This window comes from Sulfurimonas sp. C5 (assembly GCF_029872055.1).
Lineage (GTDB): Bacteria > Campylobacterota > Campylobacteria > Campylobacterales > Sulfurimonadaceae > Sulfurimonas.
Map to the genome: position 1 here is coordinate 16134 of NZ_JARXNQ010000005.1, position 25312 is coordinate 41445.

At 35.1% G+C, this 25312-nt stretch carries 26 protein-coding genes and 1 pseudogene; 12 read left to right on the forward strand and 15 right to left on the reverse strand.

The window, feature by feature from the left end:
• The first annotated feature begins 167 nt into the window (after nt 1–167).
• The 4 genes and pseudogenes from grpE (at nt 168) to P6N22_RS08590 (ending at nt 3922) form a co-directional block, all read left to right on the forward strand.
• On the forward strand, nt 168–719 hold the full coding sequence (gene grpE, locus P6N22_RS08575) for a nucleotide exchange factor GrpE (RefSeq protein ID WP_280332071.1): 552 nt from the start codon (nt 168–170) through the stop codon (nt 717–719).
• A gap of 122 nt (nt 720–841) precedes the next feature.
• Nucleotides 842–2731: a molecular chaperone DnaK gene (gene dnaK, locus P6N22_RS08580; protein WP_280332073.1), complete on the forward strand. Its 1890-nt coding sequence runs from the start codon at nt 842–844 to the stop codon at nt 2729–2731.
• A gap of 287 nt (nt 2732–3018) precedes the next feature.
• Nucleotides 3019–3471, forward strand: a pseudogene (locus tag P6N22_RS08585) (putative metalloprotease CJM1_0395 family protein); the annotation flags it as partial.
• 55 nt (nt 3472–3526) lie between these two features.
• Nucleotides 3527–3922, forward strand: a complete 396-nt coding sequence (locus P6N22_RS08590) for a hypothetical protein (protein WP_280332076.1) — start codon at nt 3527–3529, stop codon at nt 3920–3922.
• 301 nt (nt 3923–4223) lie between these two features.
• Here the strand turns inward: P6N22_RS08590 and P6N22_RS08595 are convergent, their stop codons facing one another.
• Together P6N22_RS08595 and P6N22_RS08600 are read right to left on the reverse strand one after the other, a co-directional pair.
• Nucleotides 4224–4943, reverse strand: a complete 720-nt coding sequence (locus P6N22_RS08595; RefSeq protein WP_280332078.1) for a DUF4395 domain-containing protein — start codon at nt 4941–4943, stop codon at nt 4224–4226.
• 10 nt (nt 4944–4953) lie between these two features.
• Nucleotides 4954–5463 (reverse strand): nitrous oxide reductase accessory protein NosL, encoded by a 510-nt coding sequence (locus tag P6N22_RS08600; RefSeq protein WP_280332080.1) that lies wholly within the window; start codon nt 5461–5463, stop codon nt 4954–4956.
• Between the two features lie 93 nt (nt 5464–5556).
• On the opposite strand from P6N22_RS08600, the gene P6N22_RS08605 reads away from it, so the two are divergent.
• The gene (locus tag P6N22_RS08605) at nt 5557–6060 is read left to right on the forward strand and encodes a protein disulfide oxidoreductase (protein WP_280332082.1); all 504 of its coding nucleotides are present in this window, start codon (nt 5557–5559) and stop codon (nt 6058–6060) included.
• A gap of 20 nt (nt 6061–6080) precedes the next feature.
• Here the strand turns inward: P6N22_RS08605 and P6N22_RS08610 are convergent, their stop codons facing one another.
• The 7 genes from P6N22_RS08610 to P6N22_RS08640 all read right to left on the reverse strand — a co-directional run bounded on the left by P6N22_RS08610 (nt 6081) and on the right by P6N22_RS08640 (nt 14722).
• A complete protein-coding gene (locus P6N22_RS08610; protein ID WP_280332084.1) occupies nt 6081–9473 on the reverse strand; it encodes a molybdopterin-dependent oxidoreductase in 3393 nt (1130 codons plus the stop codon).
• A gap of 14 nt (nt 9474–9487) precedes the next feature.
• Complete coding sequence (gene nrfD / locus P6N22_RS08615; protein ID WP_280332086.1) at nt 9488–10390, reverse strand: NrfD/PsrC family molybdoenzyme membrane anchor subunit; 903 nt, start codon at nt 10388–10390, stop codon at nt 9488–9490.
• A complete protein-coding gene (locus P6N22_RS08620) occupies nt 10390–11028 on the reverse strand; it encodes a 4Fe-4S dicluster domain-containing protein (protein WP_280332089.1) in 639 nt (212 codons plus the stop codon). The genes nrfD and P6N22_RS08620 overlap by 1 nt, the downstream gene beginning before the upstream one ends.
• Nucleotides 11029–11242: 214 nt before the next feature.
• Nucleotides 11243–12484 carry a molybdopterin molybdotransferase MoeA gene (locus P6N22_RS08625; RefSeq protein WP_280332091.1) on the reverse strand — a complete coding sequence of 414 codons (1242 nt, stop codon included), beginning with the start codon at nt 12482–12484 and terminating at the stop codon, nt 11243–11245.
• 10 nt (nt 12485–12494) lie between these two features.
• A complete protein-coding gene (gene hisD, locus P6N22_RS08630) occupies nt 12495–13787 on the reverse strand; it encodes a histidinol dehydrogenase (RefSeq protein ID WP_280332093.1) in 1293 nt (430 codons plus the stop codon).
• A gap of 12 nt (nt 13788–13799) precedes the next feature.
• Nucleotides 13800–14213, reverse strand: a complete 414-nt coding sequence (locus P6N22_RS08635) for a thioredoxin family protein (protein WP_280332094.1) — start codon at nt 14211–14213, stop codon at nt 13800–13802.
• Entirely contained in the window at nt 14210–14722 is a 513-nt protein-coding gene (locus P6N22_RS08640) for a shikimate kinase (RefSeq protein WP_280332096.1), read from the reverse strand. Before P6N22_RS08640 ends, P6N22_RS08635 begins: the two co-directional genes overlap by 4 nt.
• A 135-nt stretch (nt 14723–14857) precedes the next feature.
• Here P6N22_RS08640 and P6N22_RS08645 point away from each other — a divergent pair, with 135 nt between their 5' ends.
• Genes P6N22_RS08645 through crcB form a run of 7 tightly spaced genes read left to right on the forward strand, consistent with a single transcriptional unit; the run spans nt 14858 to nt 19902 of the window.
• On the forward strand, nt 14858–16168 hold the full coding sequence (locus P6N22_RS08645; RefSeq protein ID WP_280332097.1) for a S41 family peptidase: 1311 nt from the start codon (nt 14858–14860) through the stop codon (nt 16166–16168).
• A gap of 8 nt (nt 16169–16176) precedes the next feature.
• Nucleotides 16177–16890: a phosphoribosylaminoimidazolesuccinocarboxamide synthase gene (gene purC, locus P6N22_RS08650; protein WP_280332099.1), complete on the forward strand. Its 714-nt coding sequence runs from the start codon at nt 16177–16179 to the stop codon at nt 16888–16890.
• 24 nt (nt 16891–16914) lie between these two features.
• On the forward strand, nt 16915–17154 hold the full coding sequence (gene purS, locus P6N22_RS08655; protein WP_280332100.1) for a phosphoribosylformylglycinamidine synthase subunit PurS: 240 nt from the start codon (nt 16915–16917) through the stop codon (nt 17152–17154).
• Nucleotides 17154–17828: a phosphoribosylformylglycinamidine synthase subunit PurQ gene (gene purQ, locus P6N22_RS08660; protein ID WP_280332102.1), complete on the forward strand. Its 675-nt coding sequence runs from the start codon at nt 17154–17156 to the stop codon at nt 17826–17828. Before purS ends, purQ begins: the two co-directional genes overlap by 1 nt.
• A complete protein-coding gene (locus P6N22_RS08665) occupies nt 17825–18874 on the forward strand; it encodes a hypothetical protein (RefSeq protein ID WP_280332103.1) in 1050 nt (349 codons plus the stop codon). Before purQ ends, P6N22_RS08665 begins: the two co-directional genes overlap by 4 nt.
• Nucleotides 18852–19550 (forward strand): lysophospholipid acyltransferase family protein, encoded by a 699-nt coding sequence (locus P6N22_RS08670; protein ID WP_280332105.1) that lies wholly within the window; start codon nt 18852–18854, stop codon nt 19548–19550. Before P6N22_RS08665 ends, P6N22_RS08670 begins: the two co-directional genes overlap by 23 nt.
• Nucleotides 19519–19902, forward strand: coding sequence for a fluoride efflux transporter CrcB (gene crcB, locus P6N22_RS08675; RefSeq protein ID WP_280332106.1), 384 nt, complete (start codon nt 19519–19521; stop codon nt 19900–19902). Before P6N22_RS08670 ends, crcB begins: the two co-directional genes overlap by 32 nt.
• Here crcB and P6N22_RS08680 read toward each other — a convergent pair.
• The 6 genes from P6N22_RS08680 to ovoA form a co-directional block, all read right to left on the reverse strand.
• On the reverse strand, nt 19892–20461 hold the full coding sequence (locus P6N22_RS08680; RefSeq protein ID WP_280332108.1) for an ATP-binding cassette domain-containing protein: 570 nt from the start codon (nt 20459–20461) through the stop codon (nt 19892–19894). The genes crcB and P6N22_RS08680 overlap by 11 nt on opposite strands.
• A gap of 4 nt (nt 20462–20465) precedes the next feature.
• Nucleotides 20466–21161, reverse strand: a complete 696-nt coding sequence (locus tag P6N22_RS08685; RefSeq protein WP_280332109.1) for a dUTP diphosphatase — start codon at nt 21159–21161, stop codon at nt 20466–20468.
• Between the two features lie 223 nt (nt 21162–21384).
• Nucleotides 21385–21798, reverse strand: coding sequence for a pyridoxamine 5'-phosphate oxidase family protein (locus P6N22_RS08690; RefSeq protein WP_280332111.1), 414 nt, complete (start codon nt 21796–21798; stop codon nt 21385–21387).
• The gene (locus P6N22_RS08695) at nt 21798–22016 is read right to left on the reverse strand and encodes a hypothetical protein (RefSeq protein ID WP_280332113.1); all 219 of its coding nucleotides are present in this window, start codon (nt 22014–22016) and stop codon (nt 21798–21800) included. Before P6N22_RS08695 ends, P6N22_RS08690 begins: the two co-directional genes overlap by 1 nt.
• Nucleotides 22013–23203, reverse strand: a complete 1191-nt coding sequence (locus P6N22_RS08700; protein WP_280332115.1) for a PatB family C-S lyase — start codon at nt 23201–23203, stop codon at nt 22013–22015. The genes P6N22_RS08695 and P6N22_RS08700 overlap by 4 nt, the downstream gene beginning before the upstream one ends.
• On the reverse strand, nt 23188–25299 hold the full coding sequence (gene ovoA, locus P6N22_RS08705) for a 5-histidylcysteine sulfoxide synthase (protein WP_280332117.1): 2112 nt from the start codon (nt 25297–25299) through the stop codon (nt 23188–23190). The genes P6N22_RS08700 and ovoA overlap by 16 nt, the downstream gene beginning before the upstream one ends.
• Between the last annotated feature and the right edge of the window lie 13 nt (nt 25300–25312).

Below are 25312 nucleotides of genomic sequence, written 5' to 3' on the forward strand. Positions count from 1 at the left end.
TTATAATTCTATAATGATACAAAAAAAACTGAAATGAAAGAAACATTTCATACTTGATATAAATAGACTCAACTTTATTTATAGATTGAAATTAAACTATACTTGACATTATTACACTCAATATGTATAATAATGTCATCTTTTGAGAAAAGGAGCGTAAAACAGTTATGTCTGAAGAAAAAAACGATATAAAAAATGAAGAGATTCAAGAAGATGTAGAAGTTACAAATGAAGAAGCTCAAGCAGATGAACAAGCTGTTGAGAATGAATTTGATCTTTTACAAAATGAACTAAATACACTAAAAGATAAATATGCACGTGTTCATGCTGATTTTGAAAACATCAAAAAAAGATTAGAACGTGAAAAGTATACTGCCGTTGAATATGCAAATGAAAAATTTGCAAAAGATATGGTTCCTGTAATCGACTCGTTAGAGGGAGCTTTAAAGTCTGTTGCAACAGATGCAGATAAAGCAGAATTATTCGATAAATTAAAAGAGGGGATTGAATTAACATATAAACAATTTTTGACTTCCCTTGAAAAACACGGTGTAACAATGGTATCACATGATGAACCTTTTGATCCGAATATCCATAATGCTATCCAAAGTGTTGATAGTGAAGATGTAGAAAGTGGACAAATTGTTCAAACTTTCCAAACAGGATATAAATATAAAGAAAGACCATTACGTGAAGCAATGGTTGTAGTGGCAAACTAAAAATTGTCACTATGCAACTAAAGTTGCAAAACGAATTTTTGAAAGATCGTACAATATCGATGTTTTAAAAAAACTAAATAAATTTTAACAAGTAAAAAAAGAAATACATAAAAGGAAAAAAAATGAGTAAAGTAATTGGTATAGACTTAGGTACAACAAACTCTTGTGTTGCTGTATACGAAGGTGGTGAAGCAAAAGTTATCCCAAATGCAGAAGGGAAAAATACAACTCCGTCAGTAGTAGCCTTCACTGATAAAGGTGAGGTTTTAGTTGGTGATCCGGCAAAACGTCAAGCTATCACAAACCCTGAAAAAACAATCTCTTCTGTTAAGAGAATTATGGGTCTTATGATGAACGAAGAAAATGCTAAAAAAGCGCATGACAAAGTTACTTATAAGATTGTAGATAAAGACGGTATGGCTGCTGTTGATGTTGCTGGTAAAATCTACACGCCACAAGAAATTTCGGCAAAAATCTTAACAAAACTAAAAGAAGATGCGGAAGCTTACTTAGGTGAAAAAGTTACAGATGCTGTTATTACAGTTCCTGCTTACTTTAACGATGCACAAAGAAAGGCTACAAAAGATGCTGGTACAATTGCTGGACTTAATGTTCTTCGTATCATCAATGAGCCTACTGCATCTGCACTTGCTTACGGACTAGATAGCAAATCTGATGAGAACGTTTTAGTTTATGACCTTGGTGGTGGTACATTCGACGTTACAACTTTAGAGATCTCTGACGGTACTTTTGAAGTTCTTTCAACTGACGGTAATGCATTCCTTGGTGGTGACGACTTCGATAACAAGATCGTTGATTTCTTAAATGATGAGTTTAAAAGCTCTCACGGTATCGATCTTAAAAATGACAAAATGGCACTGCAACGTCTAAAAGATGCTGCTGAAAATGCTAAAAAAGAGCTTTCTGCATCGACTGAAACTGAGATTAACTTACCGTTCATCACGATGACTGAAGCTGGACCACAACACTTAGTTGTAAAATTAACTCGTGCTAAGTTTGAAGGTATGATTGACGGTCTTGTTAAAGAGACTATGGATCACATCTCAACTGCGATGAAAGATGCAGATTTAGATAAAGGTGATATTAAAGAGATCATCATGGTTGGTGGTTCTACTCGTGTACCATTAGCTCAACAAAAAGTAAGTGAATACTTCGGTGGTAAAGCACTTAACAAATCTGTAAACCCAGATGAAGTTGTTGCTGCTGGTGCTGCTATCCAAGGTGGTGTTTTACGCGGTGATGTAAAAGATGTTCTTTTACTAGACGTTACTCCGTTATCACTTGGTATTGAAACTCTTGGTGGTGTTGCAACTAAAGTTATTGAAAAAGGTACTACGATTCCTGTTAAGAAATCTCAAGTATTCTCAACTGCTGAAGACAACCAACCGGCAGTATCTATCAATGTAGTTCAAGGTGAGCGTGAGTTCGCTAAAGACAATAAATCTTTAGGTTTATTTGAACTTGGTGACATTCCTGCTGCTCCACGTGGTGTACCTCAAATTGAAGTAACATTCGATATCGATGCAAACGGTATCTTAACTGTTAGCTCAACTGATAAAGGTACTGGTAAATCTCAATCTATCACTATCTCTGGATCATCTGGTCTAAGTGAAGAAGAGATCAACAAAATGGTTCAAGATGCAGAAGAGCACAAAGCTGAAGATGCAAAAAGAAAAGAATTAGTTGATACTAAAAACCAAGCAGATGCACTTATCGCTCAAACAGAAAAAACTATGGAAGAGATGGGTGACAAACTTGAAGACTCTGAAAAAGCAAACATTGTTGCGGCAATCGATGCTCTTAAAGAAACACTAAAAGATGAAAATGCTACTAAAGAGCAAATTGAAGAAAAAGTAAAAGCTCTTAGCGAAGCAAGTCACAAAATGGCTGAGCAAATGTACAAACAACAACAAGAAGGACAAGCTCAAGGTGGAGCTGATACTTCTAAAAAGAAAGATGACGACGACGTTATCGACGCTGAAATCGAATAACTTCTAGTCCTTCTTCTTAATTTTAAAGCGATTGTCTTTTTGACAATCGTCTTTATCTCCAAAAATACACTTTCTATTCTTATATACTCTCATTAAAAATATACTAAATAATATAGATGCAATCACTCCGCTCATAATGGCTTGAATATATAATGTTTGAAAATAAAATACAAATGTAATGGTTATAAATATGATTGATAGTGCAAAACAGATAGTAAACTCCTTATATAAGTAATTAAAATAATATCAAAGTCTATTTTAAAATTCTAAGTGATACAATTTATATTATGCAAATTAGTTCCAATAGTTCATACGACATATCTAATCAGAACAAATCTTCTTCCCAAGAGGATAAAAAAGAAGAAAAATCTAGTAGCACTACTAAACTAGATGCTTCCCAGCAACAAGAGGTAAATAAACTTCAAGCAAGGGATTCTGAAGTAAGAGCTCATGAAGCTGCCCATAAAGCTGCAGGTGGAGGACTAGCTGGTTCAGCCTCTTTTTCTTATCAAAGAGGACCTGACGGTAAGATGTACGCTATTGGCGGGGAAGTCCCTATCTCTTTTGAAAAAGGTGCAACTCCGCAAGAAACTATATCAAATGCCAGACAGGTAGCTGCTGCAGCTATGGCACCTGCCAATCCTAGTCCACAAGACTTCTCCGTTGCTTCCAGTGCACGTATGATGGAACTCACTGCACAACAAGAGCTTGTAAAACAACTTCAAGAAGAACAAAACCAACAAACCGGTTTGAAAACTTACAAACAAAGTGCATAAATTCAAAGGGAGTATAAAAATGTATAAAAAAGTTTTGTTATCAATAGCAGTCATTAGTCTAAGTAGTTCAGTTCTAATGGCTAAGCCTAATAAAGACAATGATGATTATGAGTATTCTCATAAACAACAAAAAGAGAAAAAGCATAAACATAAAAAACCGGAAAAAAGCTGGGAACGTAAAGAATCCTCTTCTATCCCTTATGGGCTACAAAAGCGTTCAGAAAACACTGGAAAACCTTTACCTCCTGGATGGCAAAAGAAGTTAAAACCTGGTGCTATTATGGATCGTGAGGTATATGAGCACGGTCGTATTGTACAACCATTAGATAAAGACGGCTTACTTACAATCAGTGTAGAGGGCAAACTTGTACGCTTATATCAAGACACAAGAGAGATTATTGAGATTTTAAAATAATCGATAATTTCAAATAAAATGATTTAAATTTAGATATTGCTATATAATTAATCAATATTGTGAACGCAAATTGCTTATAATATATTGTTTTACTTTTGTAAAAATCAATACTAAGGATCTGTCATGAACCGTGTTTATGCTGAAGTTGCCCTTATTTGTGCCCACAATCCTGAAGTTAACCAAAACATACGATTTTTAAAAATGGTGAAAATCAATTTACGGCTTGATGATAAAGGGGGTTGATCCAACGGTATCAAGTTTTGTAGTTTTAGTTTTTCACTCCCTTTTCGGGAGTGAATAGTTAGAAGTCTTCGTTATCGAATTCTTCTAAATCCTTCTCATATTGCATCTGTTCTAGAGCTTTATCCGACATAAATAACTCTTTCATTTTTTTCACAAATATAGTTCTGTCTTTTAATTCTGTAAAATATGCATAAGTTCCGTAAAGAGCACCGACAACAGTGACAATTAAAATTATTTTTTGAAGCGGATTAAACTTCTGAACATCTTCTTTTACTCTAAACTCACATACACCGCCGGGACAGTGTGTCGCTTTTTCTTTCATAAATAGATTAAAAAGCTTACATCCTATACAGATTGAAAATGCTGCTTCAAAGAAAAGTAAAAACATACATATTAAACACACTAATACTTTAAGTGGATTTGGTTCAAAACTAATAACTAAATAATAAAACATAGGTACAGCTATAATAAATCCCAGACCCCATGCAAATCTTTTCTGCGTAGCACCTACATATTCAGGTGTTTGGTTTTGTACAAAAAAACGACCCACCATTAAACTAGGTGCATAACGGGGATTTACTATTCTGATCAAAAAATCGAGAGTAAAAAAAGTTATAAAGTATTTTGAAAAGACAGCTGTTTGCAACATTACACCGTTTGTTAAACCGATAAATGCCCCAACAAACAATAATGCTGCTGCTGCTCTTGCTTCACGCTCATTTAATACTCTGACGTCATAGCCTGCAACTTTTTCTCCATATTCTGGTAAGAAACCCATTTAATACCTTCTAATTAAAATCTTTTTGTGCTTCTTGCAGTGCACCGTTAAAATCCATGATTTTTCCACCATGTTGTTTTTGAAAATTTTGTGCAGCTTCATATGTGCCAAATGCATATTTACTCACACGACTCATTGTTCCTCTAACATCACTTCCTACAACATAATAAGCCTGTAATACAGATATTGGTTTTAATGAACTTACATCAATAACTTGTGGATTTTTAAGTTCCACATCATGATTTAAATGATCTGCTAAACAATGGATAGAACAATACTGATATTTACGCGTACCATCCTCAGCCATATAACTTGTTTTATAAAATTTTACTAAATGCATACCGCATATATGACAGTAATACTTCTCATTTCCTGTTTGTACAAGTACAGCATCTTTTTCATCTACTGTTTGAAACATCATTCTAGGTTTCATGTCAGCTTTTTTTGTCATAGTAGTTTGTTGTGTACATCCGGCAAAAGTAAGTAGTAATACCGTAGCTAAAAGAAGACTCTTTAACATCTTTTTTCCTTAAATCTCGTAATAATTCAATAAAATTGTAACTGTTTATTATTACAATTACATTAATCTACTGCTTTATAAAGGATAGAAATGTTGAAAAAAAAAGTTTTTTACTACGCTAAAGAATTAGTATTTATCATTATTTTCATGAGTATATTTGCGAATATACTAAGTATATATAAAAGCCAAGAGCTAAATAAACAAGCTCTCAAATTTCAATCTTTTAAACTGATTGATAATACTACCTACAATGTCAATACTTCTAAACCGTTAATAGTTCACTTTTGGGCTACTTGGTGCCCAACATGTAAACTTGAAACTTCCAACATTGAATATTTATCTAAATACTACAATGTAATTACAATAGCTGTAAATTCAGGCTCTGACTATGAACTGCATACATACCTGCAAGAAAGAGATCTTCACTTTAAAGTAATAAATGATAATAACTCTGAGTACTCTACTCAATTTAACATAAAAGCTTTTCCTACAACTTTTATTTATGATCAAAATCAGAATTTGGTTTTTAGTGAAGTGGGATATACAAGTACAATCGGTTTATTATTAAGGATGTGGTGGATTAAATTATTTAAATAAGGTTGCAGGGGATAAAAGCGTTACGCTTTTATCTCTACTGCATAAGCTTTGTCCGATAGTGGAACCCATGGACGCTTAATGTGTTGTGGACGACGTAATTTGTCGTGCTCGTTTAGTGGACGAGTAAGTTGATCTCTCCATCCTTGGTAAACTTTGAAGTTGTTTTCATAGTTCACATAGATGTCACCAATTTTATCACCAGCTTGTGCAGGCTCTAAAATAACTTTTTGGTGCCAACAGTGCATACCAGAGATTGGATCCGGATGAGCTGCAGCAACAGCATTTTGCCAAGAACCACTTAGACCATCCCACCAAACATTTCCGCTATCACGGTTATAGTCAGCGAAACGCTCTGAATGGAATGGATGGATACCTTGAGTATATTTTAGTTTACCAACTTTTCCATCCATAACAAGTTCAGCTGTTGGAACACCGAAGCTGTTAAGACCTGCTGTTCCATCATAATCTTCGATTTTGATTTGACCAGCTTCGCTACCAGCATTTTCAACTTTAGCAGCCATAAATTGAGGATCATTCATGTTACGTGCTACTGGTTGAGATGCAACTTTACCATCTGTAACACCATTAGGAATAGTTACAGAGTTAACAAGTTTCCATCTACCACCGTGGTGTGAACATGCTAATGTACCTGGTAATACACCTTCAGTAGGTACAGCCATAGCTACAAAGTAACCAGATTCTAAACCAGTTACAGAATCCACGATTCTTACACGGATAGCATCACCACGTTTGAAACCTTGACGTTTTGCATCTTTTGTAGAGATCCAAATTGGGTCATGGTTTTGAGAAATTTCCATAAGGTGTTTAGAGTTACCTGAACGAGTATGGATATTATACGGTAAACGGAATACTGTATTTAATGCATAAGAGTTCTCTTCAGTCATATAAGTATGATCTACGTGAGAAACAATGTGATGCATTTGTTTTTTCTCTTCCGGTGTTCTTGGATAGAATGGAATAGCGTATTCTGGCCATTTCCAATCATCAGCTAACCACTCACAGAAGAAGTCAAGTTTCTTGTCAAGTGTTGAGAAACCTTCCATTTTCTTACCGTCAATTTCGATACCGATAGAGTGTTTTTTACCTTCATGCTCAACAGACATAACACCTGTACGTTTATCAGTGTGTACGTGGTGTTTGTTATATTTTTTACCGTGAGCGATATAGTAGTTACCCTCTTCTTTGATTTCACGCTCTTGTGCAGAGTAGATTTTATTTTCTTCTAACCATGCACCGTGATCTCTCATATACTCGTATACTGGATATTCAGCATCTTTGTATCTAGCATCGCTTGTAGCTGTTGCTTTAAGATTTGGTAAGTTGTCACCAAATGCTGCATCATACCACTCAGCAATTGTAACTGGTTTACCAGGGTTCTTTTTAGATTCCCACATTTTCTTGATACCAAGTTTACCAGTTGGATCGATGTAGTTAACACACATATCGAACCAGAACTCATTCTCTTCCCAAACTTCACCAAGACCAGCTTTAATGTGTGCTTCAAGTGTAGCACGGTTAGGGTTTTGTGGTTTCCAACCAGCTTTTTCTAATGCAACTCTCATAACAGGTTGACGGAATGAAGTCCATCTTGCAGGCATAGTTGCTTCAGAGTGTTGATCGTGACGCTCACCAGCTAAACCAACAGGTAATACGTAATCAACATGCCAGTTTGTCTCAGACCATGTTGGTGACAGGTTGAAAGTAAGTTCCATTTTAGACTCGTCTTTAAGAACTTGTAACCATCTGAAACCATCTGGATTAATCCATACTGGGTTATACATACGAGGAATCCAAACTGAAAGTTTTTCAGGTACGTTAAGACCTTTTTTCTTCCATTTTTGTTGCCACTCAGTATCACTTAATAAGTGAGGTAATAAGAATGACATTTCGTATGTTGAAAGTGGCCATTCTGGCGGCCAAGTAAGTTCGTTATAAACGTCAACTTTAGCAACGTCAGCACCACGCTTACCTTGACCAACAGTAGCAGCTCCACCTTTACCAGCAACAGAAATAACGTGCCAGTGGTGGAAGAATGTACCACCCTCAGGACCGATAGCACCACGTAATGCAAGTGGTAAATAACCAGTTCTACCACTCATCCAACCACCACGGTTACCAGCAGCAGTTGCTCTCCAGAAGTAAGAAGAGATAGACTCGCCAGCCCAGATGAACATTTCGTAAAGTTTTTCTAACTTGTAAGCAGGAACGTGTGTTTCTTTTGAAACGTGTTCTAGTGTATACGGGCTGTAAAGTTCTTTGATAGTATCTAAGAATGTATCAAAGTCATTGCCTTTAGGCATTTTAGAGATATAACCTTTTTCAACCATATACTTAAGGTATTTTTTGTTATCTAAGAATACTTCCCAGTTTACCCATTTCTTAACGAATTTACGATCAACGTTACCTTCGTTTAGGATTCTTTGAGTTAAGTAAAGATAGATTAAAGGCTCAGTACCTGGCCATGCAGCAATCCAAAGATCAGCCATACCAGCAGAGTTAGACATACGTGGGTCCATAACTACAAGTTTTGCACCTTTTGATCTTGCATCAGCAATGAATGAAGCAGATTGTTGGAAGTAGTGACCAGCATCTGCAGCATGTGAAGAGTTAAGGAATACTAACTTAGCATTTGCCCAGTCTGGAGATGTTCTATCGTCATTTGCCCATTGAATAGTTGGCGTACGACCACCAGATGAACAGATGTTAGTATGTGAGTTGAATGCATCACAACCAAGTGTTTGCCATACTTTACCAGTAAATCCATTCTCATTTGGACGACCAACGTGGAACATTACTGATTTTTTAGATAACTCATCACCAGTAGCTAATGTATCTCCCATCTTCTTACCGATAGTAGTCATAGCTTCATCCCATGTAGTACGGATCCATTTACCTTCACCACGAGCAGAACCTGGAGCACGCTTTAATGGGAATGCAATACGATCTGGATCATACATTTGAGATTGTGTAGCGTAACCTTTAGCACAGTTTCTACCACGAGAACCTGGGTGTAATGGGTTACCCATATATTTTTTAACAGTGAATGATTTTTTATCAATCCATGCAGTTAAACCACAAGATGCCTCACAGTTTGAACAAGCAGTTGGAACGATCATATAATCATTTACTTCGATACCGTCAGGGTTTGATTCACTTCTTACACCGTGGCGATCAATACCACCTCTTTTCCAATCATCACCGTCTAATTCTTTGAAATCTTCCCATTGTTCCATAGGAGGATAGAATGACAGTGAATCTGGAGTATTTGTAAATTTGCTTTCTTCAACAGATTCAGCAATAGCGTCAGTTGTAAAAACACCTTTCGCGATTGCAGCGCCAGCAACTGTAAATGCAGCACCTTTTAAAAATGTTCTTCTACTTTCTAAATACATTTAAAATCCTCTTCTTAACTTAATGGTAATAATTGTGGTATTACTAACCAAACGTGTTTAACAACCCATAAACCAGCGATTGCTAAAACAGCTGCTAAATTTAACATAGCAGTTGAGTTGTTAACTCTGCTTAATGCTACAAGTAACATTGGTAAAATATAAGCTACCCATTGTCCAATCCAGAACATAGTTGAGTACTCACCGTGACCTTTAACATAGTCTAGGATCGCAGCAACTTCTTCAGCTTTCATTGCACCGAAAATATACTCTGACATATAGATGATAAATGCCATTAATGCACTTAAACCTAAAATAGCACCAAAGAATCTTTTTGACTCATCGCTTAACTTAGAACCACCAAGTAAAATCATAGCTGCAGAACCTGATAGTGTAGCTGCTAAAATCATTTGTGCAGATTCAGTCGGCATTTGCCATAATTCACGAGCTGTAGCTTCTGCCATAATACCTGCTGTATAAAGAGTAACAGGAATAGCAAGTAAAGTTACCCAGAATAATAGTTTGTCAAATGCTTCAACATTTTTCTTTAGTAACATAATTACGATCATTAAGAACTCTAAACCTACGAATAATGTAGCCATCCATGCACCAACAGTAATTGCTGAAGTCCAGTGTGGATAGAAGAAGATATGCCACATTCTCCACATTTGGTGAAGGTCTAACCAAGTGAATAATAAGAAGATGTTCATAAATACGAATGAAACGATAAGTGTAGATGTTCTTAAACCTTCCATCTCATTAGCATTTTTCTTCATTAATAGGAAAAGCATAAAGATTAAACCTGTACCAATACTTTTCGCCCACATATTCATAGTAACATACCAGCCCCAAAAAATATCCGGTAAAGCTACGTCTAAAGTCACTACAGCATGTGTAGCCGCTACTGTTTCATGTACCATTAGTGATGCCCTCCTAGTGGAAGTTTAGTAATATTATTAAATAAGTTATGTCCCTCTTCTCTTACAGATGCAAGTGGGTTAAGTGTAACATTTCCGCCACCAACATAGTAATGATGTGGATTTGTACCTTTCTCTGGTTTACGAACTTGAACATTACCTTGGTGGTTTTGAATATATTTTGAAATGTTTGATGTTGGATCATCTAAATCACCAAAGATATTTGCTTGAACTGGACAAGCAACAACACAAGCTGGCATCATTGAAGAAGCAACACGGTGAGCACAATAAGTACACTTATCAGCAGTTTGTGTTTGCGGATCAATATAAATTGCACCATAAGGACATGCCATAACACATCCAGCACAACCGATACATCTTTCTTTATCAATGTTTACAATACCGTTTTCTATATAATGTAATGCGCTTACCGGACAAATTCTCTCACATGGAGCATTTTCACAGTGATTACATCTTAGAGGTGTAAATGTTCTTTTAGTTTCTGGGAAAGTCCCAACGTCAACATATTTAACACGAAGTCTCCATGTACTAAGCGGAACTTCATTTTCCACTTTACATGCGATTTCACAACCTTTACATCCCATACAAAGATGTAAATCAACTAGGAAGCCTAATTGCATATATTCTCCTTTGACTAAATATGGCTAGTTTTTTTCAGTTATAACCAAGACTAATTAAAATTAAAAGAAGCCCTTATTTTAGGCAATAAGCGCTTTTTTTACTATGGATATAGTAACTAAGTAATCTTAAATAAAAAATAAATTTATGTGATTTTTTTTAGATATACGGACGAGTGAGTAGATTTAAACTTAAATAAGTTTTTTAGATAAATAATTAAAAGTTAACAGAATTAATTGTATTACTTCTACTAATATCTTGGAGAGAAACGACTTTAATATATTCACCTTCATCAAAGCCATCAATATTGTCAGCAAAATATGCAATTGCATTACTCTCAACAAGAGGAGAAAGCATCCCAGAACCAATTTTATTGTCTCTTGTAGGGTAAAAGAGACCCTCTTTTACAGAACCTAGGACCATATTATCTCTTCCGCTTCTTAGTTTTAGTGTTTTAGCACTTTTGACATAGAAGGCACTATGGTAACAATTTGTAGCACCTTGCTTTTTAAATAGTGTAGGAATTGACAATGTAAATACGTTTAACATAGTTGTAAGTGGATTTCCAGGCATTGCCATAACAAGAGTTGTTCCCATTTTACCCATCATAGTAGGACGTCCCGGCTTTACATTTACTCCGTGAAAAATTGATTCTAAGCCATTTGCAACAAATGCTTGGTACAAAAAGTCAGCATCACCCATACTGATTCCACCAGTTGTGATAACAACGTCATAAGAGTTTAATGTAGAGATAAATTCTATTGTTTTTTGTAAGTCATCCGGTATAGAACCAATATATGAAGCTTCAAAGCCAAACTGTTTTAAAAGAGATTTGATTCCAAAAGCATTTGCATTAAAAATTTCATCTTCATCTGCTTCTTCCCAAGGTTCTTTGATCTCATCCCCTGTAGAAACAACAGCAATATTTAATGGAGCAATCACTTCGACAGTTGTAATCCCCTGAGATGCTAGAAGAGCAATGTGTGCAGCAGTTAAAATTTCACCTTTATGAAATAAAACTTCACCTTCTTGTAATTCTTCACCCTTTTTTCTTAAGTTATCACCTAAGTTAATTTTTTCAGGAACGACTACACTCTCATCTGTAACATCACTGCAGTTTTCAATAGGAGCTATCGTATCAACTCCCACAGGAACTTTTGCTCCAGTCATAATTTTACAACACTCACCCTCTTGAATGTTACAATTTACATCTTTTTCACCTGCAAATACTGTAGAGATAACTTTTAATTTCTTCCCTTTATCACTTGCTTTAAAAGCAAACCCGTCCATTGCAGAGTTATCAAAAGAAGGTAGGTTTTTCTTTACAATAATATCACAAGCTAGTACCGATTGTTCTGCTTCCATTGTCGGAATAAAACGCGATTCGGACTTTGGAGTTATCACTTCGATAACTTTTTGTTGTGCTTCGCTTAATGATAATGATGTAAATTTCGGCAAATTTGATTTCCTATTTTTTTAATCTTACTCTTACTGATTGTTCATGTGCAGTTAAACCTTCAGTGTTTGCAATAAGTGCACACTCTTCTCCAATCTCATTGATTGCTTTTGAGCTAAATGAGATAATAGAAGATTTCTTCATAAAATTCTCAACGCTAAGCGGTGAATAAAATTTTGCTGTCCCGCCAGTTGGCAGTGTATGGTTAGGACCTGCCACATAATCACCTATCGCTTCAGGAGTATTGTGTCCTAAGAAGATAGCTCCAGCGTGTTTGATATATGGTAATAGTTCAAACGGTGACGTTGTTGCTACCTCTAAGTGCTCAGGCGCAATCTCGTTCATCAGCTTTACAGCTTCATCCATATCTTGAGTTACAATTATTGCTCCACGCTCTTCAATAGACTTTCTAGCAATCTCTTGACGAGGTAGTTTTTGTAACCAGTTTTCGATCTCAACAGTTACTTCATCTGCTAACTTTTGAGACGGAGTAATTAAGATTGAGCTTGCCATCTCATCGTGTTCAGCTTGAGAAAGTAAATCAATTGCCAAATGGTTAGGATTTGCACTCTCATCTGCCAAGATTCCGATCTCGCTCGGTCCTGCAATCATATCGATATGTACATCACCGAAAACCATCTTTTTAGCAGTTGCAACGAAGATATTCCCTGGTCCCGTGATAACGTCTACTTTTGGAATATTTTCAGTACCGTATGCCATTGCAGCAATAGCACTAGCTCCACCAACTTTAAATACTTTTGTTACACCGCATAAATGACATGCTGCAAGTAAAAGTTCATTTGGTTCATTATCAGGTGTCGGTGTACATACTACGATCTCTTCTACGCCTGCAACTTGAGCTGGAATAACATTCATAAGCAGTGATGATGGATATGCAGCCTTTCCACCGGGGATATATAACCCTGCACTATCTACAGGTGTTACTTTTTGTCCTAATATAGTTCCGTTTTCTTCTGTATCAAACCAAGACTGAGGTTTTTGTTTTTCGTGATACACTTTTATACGATCATATGCCAAGTGTAGTGCTGACTTTAACTCTTGGTCTAAATTAGCATATGCTTTTTCCATAGACTCTGAAGAGATTTGTAAATCTTCATCATTTACCGGTGTCCATTTGTCAAACTTTGCAATATGCTCTTTTAAAGCTTTATTCTTATCTTGTTTAATCTCATTAATAATATTCATTACAATATTGCTTACAGTAGCAATATCCATTTTTCCACGCCCTAATAGCTCTTGGAAACTTGCTTGAAAATTCGGATCTTTTGTAGCTATGTTTATCATTTTTATTTTGCCTTATTTCTTTCTTGAATCGAACTCTTTTTTTACTACTTTTAATGCTTCAATAAAATACTCTTCGCCTACTGCACCCATAAGCGGTTGATACATCGGTTCAGCATTTTCATCTAAAAACCATAATGTAGGTGTCCCTGGTCTCCATAACATTTGAGGAAACTGATCACCCTCATCGCTATAAGCGATAATAGATACAAAGTCTTTGTTAAGTGCATCAATTACTTTTTTATTTGCAAATGTTGTTCTTTCTAAAAGCACACAATATTTACAAGTGTGTCTTGAGAATACAAAAAGTATAGGTTTATGCTCTTTTTTTGCCGTTGCTGCACCGCTCTCAAAGTCTTGGGCCCAATGGATCTCATTTGCAAATATCGATGCAGTGAGAAGCATCATTATTAAGATTACTTTTTTCATAGTTTTTTCACCTTTTTAAGTACTTCTTTAGCACACTCCAGTGCTTCTTTATTCGTTACATCCACTACTACATCAGCAAGTTTTAAATAATCAGGACGACGTTGTTCGTACAGTTCTTTTGCTTTTTCAAGATCTTGTAATAAAGGTCTCTTTCTTAACTTTTTTTCTGCTTTTGGATGTGCCTTAATTCTGTTAATAATCTCATCAAACGGAGAATCTAAAAGAACTATTGTACCTATTTTTTTAATATTTTTTTGTTTATAAAAACCGCCGCCAGTTGAAATTAACGTATTTTTTACACTCTCTTCGAGCCATTTGGCAACTTTTTTTTCTATTTTTCTAAAATACTCTTCACCCTCTGTCTCAAAAATAGATTTTATTTTTCTATTTTCCATACTTTCAATGAGATCGTCAGTATCGATAGCTATATAATCGGAATGTTTTAAAATTTCGCGTGCAACACTCCCTTTTCCAACACCCATAAAACCGATTAGTACAATATTTTTCATAAAAATATATTCACCTTTTTGCAGCAGTAGCCTTTTGTATTCGACATTATATATAATTAATTTTAAACTACCATTTAATAAGAGTTGGTATAATATCCTCTTTAAATATCAACAATATAAAACATAGGTTATGCCATGAAAAATAAAAAGCTTTTTACATTAGGATTTAGTTCGGTTGCAGTATCGCTTTCACTTTTAGTTTCTAGTTCACTTTTTGCGGAACCGACAAAAAAAGATGCGGAAGCATCTAGACTCGAAGCTCTGGCAAAATTTACAAAAGTCATCTCCATAGTTGAACAATATAATGTTGATGATGTGACTATTGAAGAACTAATCGATAAATCACTTGACGGTATGATGAAAAATCTTGATGCACATTCAAACTATTTGACACAAAAAGACTATAAACAACTCAAAGTTCAAACAGACGGTGAATTTGGAGGTCTTGGTATTACCGTAGGTATGAAAGACGGTGCCTTAACGGTTATTGCTCCAATCGATGACACTCCTGCAGACAAAGCGGGTCTTAAAGCAGGTGACATTATCCTAAAAATCAACGATAAATCTACACTTGGTATGACAATTGATGAAGCAGTATCTTTAATGCGTGGAAAAGTTGGTGCCCCAATAGATATTACAATTGTTAGAAAAGGTGAACTTGAACCGATTAAGGTACATATTGTCAGAGGAAAAATCACTATAGATTCTGTACATGCAAAAACAATCGGAGACGATATTTTATATATCAGAGTTTCGAGTTTTGACAAAAAAGTAGCAGATGATGTCGAAAAAGCTATTAAAAACAAAAAGAGAACAACAAAAGGGATTATTCTAGATCTTAGAAACAATCCAGGCGGCTTACTTGATCAAGCAGTCGGTCTTGTTGACCTTTTTGTAAGTAAAGGGAAAATTGTTTCTCAAAAAGGGAGAAATCAAGTTGAAGACAAAGTATACAGTGCTTCAAGCTCTTCGACAATCACAAATGTACCAATGGTTGTTCTAGTAAACGGAGGAAGTGCAAGTGCAAGTGAGATCGTAAGTGGTGCTCTTCAAGATCATAAACGTGCAGTATTAGTTGGTGAAAATACTTTTGGAAAAGGAAGCGTGCAAGTTGTTCTTCCTATTACTGATGAAGAAGCAATTAAACTCACAATTGCAAGATACTACCTTCCAAGCGGCAGAACTATTCAAGCTGTTGGTGTAACACCTGATATTACGGCATTACCAGGTGAATTAAAAACACATAAAAACGAGTTTGCAATCAAAGAAGCGGACCTTAAAAAACATCTTGAAAAAGAATTAGAAAAAGTTGATGGAAAAAAATCTAACGACAAAGCTAATCAAAAAGATAAAAAAGATATAATTACACCAGAAATGTTAAACAAAGACAATCAACTCAAAACTGGTGTTGATATTTTAAGAGCTCTTATAATTACGAAAGGATAATCTTTAACATGGAAAAAAAAGAACTTCTTTATGAAGGTAAAGCAAAAAAAATCTGGTCTACAGACGATGCAAATTTAGTAATCTCTGAATTTAAAGATGATTTAACAGCGTTTAACGGTGAGAAAAAATCTAGTGAGGCTGGAAAAGGTGCACTTAACAATAAAATCTCTACAGAGTTATTTAAACTATTAGCAGAGAACGGTATCCCTACTCACTTTATCAAAATGTTAGATGACAACCATATGCTTCATAAAAAAGCTGACGTTATCTTAATCGAAGTAATTGTAAGAAATATTGCGACAGGTTCACTTTCAAGAAACCTTGGTATCGAAGATGGAAAAGTACTACCATTTACTTTAGTTGAATTTGATTACAAAAATGATGAATTAGGCGATCCTAAACTTAACGATCAACATGCACTTATCTTGGGTCTAGTTGAATATCAAGATGAACTTGACAAAATTCGTAGAATGGCAAGACAAGTAAACGATATTCTTAAACCTTATTTTGCTACAAAAGGTCTTAACCTAGTTGATTTCAAACTTGAGTTTGGTAAAGACTCTGACGGAAACATCATTTTAATTGACGAGATTTCACCTGACAACTGCCGTTTTTGGGATGCTAAAACTGGTGAAAAAATGGATAAAGACAGATTCCGTCAAGGTTTAGGCGGACTTAAAGTAGCTTACGAAGAAGTACTCAACCGTATCTTAAACAAATAATAAACTCTAAGGAAAAGAAATATAATGAAAGCAATTGTAAACGTATCTTTAAAACAAGGTGTTCTTGACTCTCAAGGAAAAGCAGTTCACCACGCACTACAATCACTACACTTTAACGGTGTAGACGATGTTCGTGTAGGTAAACAAATTGTTCTACAACTTCAAGAGTCTGACAAAGAAAAAGCTATGGCAGAAGTTACAAAAATGTGTGAAGAGCTTTTAGCAAATACTGTTATTGAAGATTACGAAATAGAGCTAGTGTAATGAAAGTTTCAATTTTACAATTTCCAGGTACAAACTGTGAGTACGATACACAGTATGCATTTGAAAAACTAGGTGCCCAAACTGAAATCATTTGGCATAAAGCAGAGTCTATTCCAGCTGATACAGATCTACTTGTAGTAGCTGGAGGATTCTCTTACGGAGATTACCTAAGAAGTGGTGCTATTGCAAAATTTTCTCCTGTAATGAAAGCTGTAAAAGAGTATGCAAACAAAGGTGGAAAAGTTCTAGGTATCTGTAACGGTTTTCAAGTTCTAACTGAATCAAGATTACTTCCTGGTGCACTAAAAAGAAATGAAAACTTACACTTCATCTCTAAACACCACCACTTAAAAGTTGAAAATAACGACAATACATTCTTGAAAAAACTTGACAACGGTGATGTTGTAAATATTCCTATTGCTCACCACGATGGAAACTATTACATTGATGCAGAAGGCTTAGCTGAGCTTGAAGCAAATGGACAAATTCTTTTACGCTATAGCGATGCAAACGGTGATATGAAAAACCCTAACGGTAGTGTAGGTTCAATTGCAGGTGTTTGTAATAAAGAGAAAAATGTATTTGGTCTTATGCCTCACCCTGAACGTGCTATGGAAGCAGTACTTGGAAGTGACGACGGTGTAAAAATGTTACAAGGATTTTTAGAATCGTGATTCTAAGAGCTCTTTTTATCCTCTCTCTCATTACTAGTGCTTTATTCGCAAACAAAGTAATTTACTTTAATTACGATCAAGTACCGCAAAGAGTGATAAAAGGGCAAATCTTTGAAGTAAGAGTAAAAACTCTTTCAACTGTCAAAGACTTCTCAAACATAACATATCAGTTTACCAACCATCCTGGTATCAGAGTTTTAAACACTGTACCTTATAGAGAAAAAAAGGGAAAGTTTTATTACGATACTTTTAAGCTCTACCTTACAGCAAGCAGAGCAAAACTTCCCGATATTGAAGCGAGTTTAATTGCCGGTGTCCCATATGACTCTACTACAATTGTAGGTGAAAACCTTAATATCATCACTTTAAACCCTCAAAAAGATTTTTCAAATATTATTGCGGATAGTTTTACATTAACAAACTATAAAACAACGAGTTATGACAATAAGCACAACATTGTTCTTTTCTCCGGTGTCGCAACTAATTCCATGCTCAATACTATCCATTTTAATAATGTATATAAACAGGGAACGGAATCTATAGAACAAGCAATAAAAAATGCAAACGTAACATATTTTGTCGTAATTGATAAAAAGTATGAAACATTTTCTTTCTCTTACTTCAATCTTTTAGAAAATAAATTTATTGACATCAAAATTCCTATTATAGTAGACGATGACAGTGTAACTACGCAGACCGATCTTAAACCAACAAATCAGTCACATGAAAAAATAAAAACTTATATAGCAGCGGCAGTTTCACTTTTACTTATTCTTTTTGCTCTCTGGAGAAGAAAATATATCTATCTTGTATTATTGGTATTTCCTATAGCATACCTTTATTTGACTGCAGCTCCGGATACGGAAGTCTGTATTAAACAAGATGCTGCCATACATCTTCTTCCTGTGGATAATGGGACAATTTTTGAAAGAACACAGAGTCAAATATATCTTCCTAAAGAAGGAAGCGTAAAACGATATGTCAAAGTCAGATTAGAAAATGAAAAAATAGGTTGGGTAAAAAATGAAGATACTTGCGCGAATTAATTGGGTTTTTGCCACAATTATTATCTTTACTGCTTTAGCTCTTTCTATACTTCTGCACTTTGTTCTACCTAGACCATATCCCAGAAAACTCTCTTCTTGGTTCATTAGAGGTACTACTTTTTTCACTACGACTATTGAAGGAAAAGAAGCCGATGATGTGCAGATGTTTTTGATCAACCACCAAAGTGATCTCGATATAGGCGTAATGGAAACTACTACTAAAAAAGACCTTGCATGGGTTGCGAAAAAAGCTCTTTTTGATGTTCCTTTTTTCGGACTTGCAATGAAACTACCTGAAGATATAGAAGTAGAACGTGAAAGTAAAACATCATTAGTAAAACTTTTAAAAGCTGCTAAAGATAGACTTGGAAAAAAAAGAGTTATTACAATGTTCCCAGAAGGTACGCGTTCACGTACTAAAAGAATGCTCCCGTTTAAATCAGGTGCTAAAGTTATTGCAGATAAATATAAGTTAAAAGTCCAACCTGTAGTTTTGATCAATACTGCGGGCTGTTATGATGTAAAAACATTCTACTATATGCCAAAAACTATAAAAGTGATATACTTAGAACCATTTATAGCTGATAAAAGCGATCCTGACTGGTTAAATAATCTACACGATACAATGCAAAAGGTTTACGATGATGAGTTGGCAAACAATCCTAGCGATAGGTAGCGGCGGTTTTATTGGAGCACTACTCAGAGCTTATCTAAATGGTGTAATTTCCCATAAACTTCCCCATGATCTTCCCTTTGGAACACTGAGTGTAAATCTTTTGGGAAGTTTTATTATGGGTTGCTTAGTCGCTTACTTTGCCTATTCATCTCTTCCTGTACAATTTAAATCATTTCTCTCAACAGGAATACTTGGAGCACTAACAACATACTCTACATTTGCAATGGAAAGTTTTTTACTGCTTCAAGGTGGAAGTTTTGCCTTAGCATTTGCCAATATGACACTTAATCTTTTTGGTACTATTATAATGGCCGGAAGCGGTTATTATCTGATCAATTACTTTAAATCGTAATTATCTCATCACTACACCAAGAAGCCAGATCCAAATCGTGAGTAATTAAAAGCATTCCTGTTTTATCAAGATGGCGCATAAGCATCTGCATGACATCCAATTGAATTACATTATCCAGTGCTGATGTCGGTTCGTCTAAAAGTAACAATTCGGGCTTCATTAACATTGCACGTAGTATTGATGCTCGTTGCAATTGTCCGCCAGATAGTTGATGGGGTAATTTTGTCAGTAACTCTTTTTCTAAATTAAGTGTTTCGAGATAGATTTCAAGCTCATCCAAAGAAGCTACATCTTTTATTTGATTAAGTAATGTATAACTCGGATGAAATGAACTGTAAGGGTCTTGAAAAACCTGAGAAAGTTTAGCAGCTTTTACACTTCCTTTTAAAGGTTGCATATTTCCTAAAATGAGCTCAAATATAGTACTTTTACCTGCACCGCTTTCCCCCGTTATAGACTTGAGTTCACCCTTTTTTAACGAAAGGTTTAAACCACTGAAAAGAATCTTCTCTTTTGTATAACCAAACTCTAAATCTTTAAGTTCTAAAACGGTTTGCAAGAAATCACTTCACTAAAGAGTGGTAGAGTTTCGTTAACTCTTTATATAAAGCATCAGGTTTAACATCAGGATTCTCTTCCCAGATACGCTTCATAACAACGTTATCTTCTTCTCCATCCCATACCTTAACATAAGAGCCGTCTTTATAACCATTGTCTTGACGGAATTGATTTAAAATGTTTTTTCCAACATATAAACGGTAAAGCGTATCTAAATTCAGTCCGCTCATTTTTACTAGTTCAAAGAAACGTGCCAACATAGAGTTCAGATCTAACTTCTCTCTTGATAACGATAAAATCATAATCTCTTCTACTTTTGCCATAATATCTTTATCTAATTCAAAATTATCTACTTCACTCGTTTCAATTATTTGCAGTGATTCTAAATCTGAAATCATAATAGCAATATCTTCGATACCGCCTTTTAATTCTTGATTGTAATTCTCAATTGCCAAAGACATAATAAAATGCCAAACATCTACAACTTCAATCTGTAGATTCATCCAATCCGGTTCTTGATAAATGTTTTTCCAGTGTTTCCATGAAAAACTGTCGATCATCTCTGCACATTCCATATATATACAGCGTCTCCAGTTGATCTCTTTATTGTTTTTTGTTAGACCTTTTGTCCACTCTTCACCGTTTGTAGCATCATTTAATTGGTTTTGTAATTGCAACATTAAAAGAATTTTACTGTTCATGACTTCTCTTTATATAATTTATTGATTTATTGTACAATAGCGTTCATAAAAGAAAGTATAAGAATGAAAAGAATTAACTGCAGAAGATGTAAATACTACTATGTAACATGGGAGGCTTCCCAACCCCATGGCTGTAAAGCATACGGCTTTAAATCAAAACAAATCCCATCCATGGTTGTTTTTTCAAGCAGCGGTTTGGAGTGTTCGCTCTTTGAAGAGAAAGCTAAGGCCAAATAATTTTTTTGCCAAATCCAAGCCGATTGTCTGTTAACTTCAAAAAATCTACTTTTATGGTCCATAGTTTTGGAGTTAAGGCAAGTGCATAGGGAAAAGTTTTAAAATAAAGTTGTGAGAAGTTTTTTTCACTATTTTCTTCCATAACTCCCCGAAATTGCAAACCTTGAATTTTACCAACCTCAGAAGTTTCAAGTAAAATATTGCCAGCTATATGATTATTTTGTCTTACATGTTGGATATGAAGTGTCTCTTCACTACTGGCAACAACGAAAGTTTTTTTCTCTTCATCATAAGCATAGAAAAGACTGCAAGCACTGATCTCGTTATCAGTACTTGTAGCCAGAGTAAGAACATGATGCTCTTTTATAAAAGTATGTATCTTTTTTAAATCTTCAGACATTACAGTTGTTCAAGAATACGCTCTAGTCCTGCTGCATCGGTAATATTACGTTTATTAAGCATCATGCTACCTATATCATCCTCTTTTAAAGCATCAAAAACATCATATGGATTTGTCATATTGTAATAACTTTTCAAAAACTCTAAAGTGATCTCAAAATTATCTTTTCTAACACTGTATTGCTTATGATCTTTATATGCATCCCAATCAATTGTCATTGTTGTTTCATCCTTTGCAAAGCATTTTCCAACTGCTTTATTATTTGCGTCATTTTAGCAGATGGGACTGCAAAATTCAAGCGCATAAAGCCACTTCCCTCTTTACCAAAACTTAGTCCTGCATTGAGTCCAAGTTTAGCCTCTTGAACAAACCATTTGCGTAATAGTTTATCACTCAAATGCATCCCTTTACAATCTAACCATGCGAGATATGTTCCTTCTATAGGTATTAACTTAATATAATCACTATATTTTGCACATAATTCCTCTAACATTTGATAATTTTTATATAGGTGTACAAGAAGTGCTTCAATCCATTTAGAGCCTTCTCTATACGCAGCTTCAAAGGCAACATGACTCAATACATTTCCCTGTGCAAAATGGACACTATCATACGCTTCTTTAAATTTTTCCTGCAAGTTTTTCGGTACAACAATACTACTTGCTGCAAATCCTGCCATATTAAAAGTTTTACCGACACCTATCGCTGTAATTGTAATCTCTTTTGCACCTTTGAGTGATGCAAATGGTATATGTTTATTCGACTTATACACTAAGTCACAATGCACCTCATCTGCAAAAATCACAATATTGTTCTCTATACATATTTCTAAAAGCGCTTCAAGTTCCTCTTTTCTCCATACACGACCAACCGGATTGTGTGGAGATGAGAGTAAAAGCAGTTTTGTTTTATCTGTTATTTTTGACTTTAAATCATCCAGATCAAAAATATATGTACCATCCTCTTTTTGTTTTAAAGGGTTTTTCAATACCTTTCGATCCATCTGAAGCGGTGCATGAAAAAAAGGCGGGTAGATCGGTGTTTGTACAATCACCTCATCTCCAAACTCTGTAAATGCACTAATTACTACTTGCATTGATGCAACAACAGAATGGGAATAAAACATCTCATCTAATTTATACTCTACATTATGATGTTTTTTCATCCACTCTATTTGTGCTTCAAAGGCAGAATCAGGAAACTCTTCATAACCAACTATTGGGTGTTCTAACCTTTTTTTTACGCTCTCAAGTACAAAGTCCGGCGTATCTATATCCATATCCGCCACCCATGCAGGAAGTACATCTTCAGTTCCGAATAGCTTTTCTCTTAATGTATACTTTTCTGCATTTGTTTGACTTCTATCAGCCGCAGTCGTAAAATCGTACATTATATTTTTTTCCAAACACTTACCTCTGCAATTGTATGTTGATATTTTCTTTTTGTTTCGGGAATCACAAACTCTAAATCTTCTACTGCTACAAGTTCAAATTTATCTTGTAAAATTGTTTTCATATTCTCTAAAGTCTCTACCACATTTCCTCGTTCATCATAATAACCGCCCAACCAAAACTCTTTGTCAGTTGATTCTTCCTGCCAAGTGTACGGTGATGTAATGATCAATATCCCTTCTTCATTTAATCGCTCAGAGACATCATCTAAAAAGAGTCTCGGATTATACAACCTATCAATTAAATTTGTTGCAAGGATAAGATCATAACCAGTAAAATTCGGTTTTAAATTACAAGCATCCCCTTGCCAAAAACTCACCTTCTCTTTCAATGAATCATATCCGAGTGCTTCAATGGTTACAGTTTTTTCTTTTATAATTTCACCTTCTTGTTTTACTTTAAAGGAGACTGTTCCCTCTTTTTGAAGCTTTGTTCCTACACCGATAAAACGCACAGAGAAATCTATACCTTCTACTTCATCAAATATTTTAGCGAGCTCATAAGTTGCACGTCCTGTTGCACATCCTAAATCAAGTGCTTTTTTAGTTTTCTTTGCATATTTTTTTGCAAGATTTCCACAGGAGATTGCAAAGTTCTCAACTCCAAAATGTGTTTCACCATATTGAAATTCACAATACTGCGAAACCAGTTCATCTGTTTCATATATATTCTCATCATTATCTGCATTGTTACTAATTACATATCTAAAACCTGCATGTTGAAAAAAATGTCTTCTAAATGCATAGCGGGAGTATTTCATAATCAAATTTCCCGTACTTGCAAAAGAGGAACCAAGGATTAAAGCATGCTTTTCATCAAATGTCGGTGTTGAAAAATCATCATATGCTACGTGTGGTTCAAAACCTTCAAAGCCCCGGATTGGTGTACGGCTCCATTGCCAAACATTTCCAATTAAATCATATATAACCGAACCGTTTTTTAAAGCAAAACTAAATTGATCCACCGGACACGAAGAAGCATAATGGTAAAAATCAATATTAGCCGAACTCTCATGCAACTCAGGTATATCTTGCAAATTAGAGAGTTCATAAATTGCCATATACTCTGCTTCACTTGGCAAAGTATATATTTTGCCATCTGTTTCTGACTTATAATTACAAAAAGCTTCTGCTTCTAAAGCATTCACATCTACAGGCCAGTTTAACGGCAAAGGGATGATTTTACTCAAAGCTCTGTAATCATATCCTTTCTCTTTTTTAATCCAAAAATGGGGATGCTTTGCTTTACTTCGCTCTAGGAACTCTTTTCCTTCATCACTCCAATACTCATTATTATCATATCCCCCTGCAAGTACAAACTCTAAAAACTCACCGTTGCTTACAAGATATTTTGCCACTTGAAAAGATTTAATCTCCTCTTGGTATTCTCCATACTCGTTATCCCAACCATACAGATGATGATCATGAGACTTTCCTAGCCTTATAGTTTTACCCTCAATAGAGATCATCTCATTTTTTATATTCTCTCCACTGCTTTCGCAAATAATAAATTCATCCAACTCTTGAATAAACTCTATCGGCATTTGACGATGTAAAACCGAAGAGGTCTCTATATGGATCCGCTCATGTTCAATTCCCATTAAAATAATCCACATAGCAGAGTCTTGCGTAATCGGCAGAGTAAATTCAAGCGTATCTATAAGTGAGTTAATTAACTTGCGCACTTTTACTCTATATGCTCTGACTTCGTGAACTTTCGGCCAATCATAATTTTTTTCATTCAAATCATCCCAAGTCATCTCATCCACACCCACGGCAAAAAGAGATTCATACTCAGGGTTTATGCGTTCAGTGATAAGTTTCATCAAAATAAGTTTGTTTATAAAAAAAGTTGCCGTATGTCCAAAATAGAAGATCATTGGATGGCGTGTAGGTTCTGATTTTTTATAATATACTGTATCACTCTTCAACATATCAAACATCTTTTCAAACAGATCAAAACTGTTGTTAAAGTATCTCTTGATCTCTTGCCGTTTTTCCTCTATATTTGCACCATCTAATCTCGGTGGGAATACACTGAGTTTGCTCACTAAATCACCCTTC

Coding starts and splice junctions, on each gene's coding strand:
- P6N22_RS08600 (WP_280332080.1), bottom strand. CDS start 5,463: ATGTTAAAGAGTCTTCTTTTAGCTACGGTATTACTACTTACTTTTGCC.
- P6N22_RS08645 (WP_280332097.1), top strand. CDS start 14,858: ATGAAAAATAAAAAGCTTTTTACATTAGGATTTAGTTCGGTTGCAGTA.
- dnaK (WP_280332073.1), top strand. CDS start 842: ATGAGTAAAGTAATTGGTATAGACTTAGGTACAACAAACTCTTGTGTT.
- purS (WP_280332100.1), top strand. CDS start 16,915: ATGAAAGCAATTGTAAACGTATCTTTAAAACAAGGTGTTCTTGACTCT.
- P6N22_RS08610 (WP_280332084.1), bottom strand. CDS start 9,473: ATGTATTTAGAAAGTAGAAGAACATTTTTAAAAGGTGCTGCATTTACA.
- nrfD (WP_280332086.1), bottom strand. CDS start 10,390: ATGGTACATGAAACAGTAGCGGCTACACATGCTGTAGTGACTTTAGAC.
- hisD (WP_280332093.1), bottom strand. CDS start 13,787: ATGATAAACATAGCTACAAAAGATCCGAATTTTCAAGCAAGTTTCCAA.
- P6N22_RS08685 (WP_280332109.1), bottom strand. CDS start 21,161: ATGAACAGTAAAATTCTTTTAATGTTGCAATTACAAAACCAATTAAAT.
- P6N22_RS08590 (WP_280332076.1), top strand. CDS start 3,527: ATGTATAAAAAAGTTTTGTTATCAATAGCAGTCATTAGTCTAAGTAGT.
- P6N22_RS08635 (WP_280332094.1), bottom strand. CDS start 14,213: ATGAAAAAAGTAATCTTAATAATGATGCTTCTCACTGCATCGATATTT.
- purC (WP_280332099.1), top strand. CDS start 16,177: ATGGAAAAAAAAGAACTTCTTTATGAAGGTAAAGCAAAAAAAATCTGG.
- crcB (WP_280332106.1), top strand. CDS start 19,519: ATGAGTTGGCAAACAATCCTAGCGATAGGTAGCGGCGGTTTTATTGGA.
- P6N22_RS08620 (WP_280332089.1), bottom strand. CDS start 11,028: ATGCAATTAGGCTTCCTAGTTGATTTACATCTTTGTATGGGATGTAAA.
- grpE (WP_280332071.1), top strand. CDS start 168: ATGTCTGAAGAAAAAAACGATATAAAAAATGAAGAGATTCAAGAAGAT.
- P6N22_RS08595 (WP_280332078.1), bottom strand. CDS start 4,943: ATGGGTTTCTTACCAGAATATGGAGAAAAAGTTGCAGGCTATGACGTC.
- P6N22_RS08640 (WP_280332096.1), bottom strand. CDS start 14,722: ATGAAAAATATTGTACTAATCGGTTTTATGGGTGTTGGAAAAGGGAGT.
- P6N22_RS08690 (WP_280332111.1), bottom strand. CDS start 21,798: ATGTCTGAAGATTTAAAAAAGATACATACTTTTATAAAAGAGCATCAT.
- P6N22_RS08695 (WP_280332113.1), bottom strand. CDS start 22,016: ATGACAATTGATTGGGATGCATATAAAGATCATAAGCAATACAGTGTT.
- purQ (WP_280332102.1), top strand. CDS start 17,154: ATGAAAGTTTCAATTTTACAATTTCCAGGTACAAACTGTGAGTACGAT.
- P6N22_RS08670 (WP_280332105.1), top strand. CDS start 18,852: ATGAAGATACTTGCGCGAATTAATTGGGTTTTTGCCACAATTATTATC.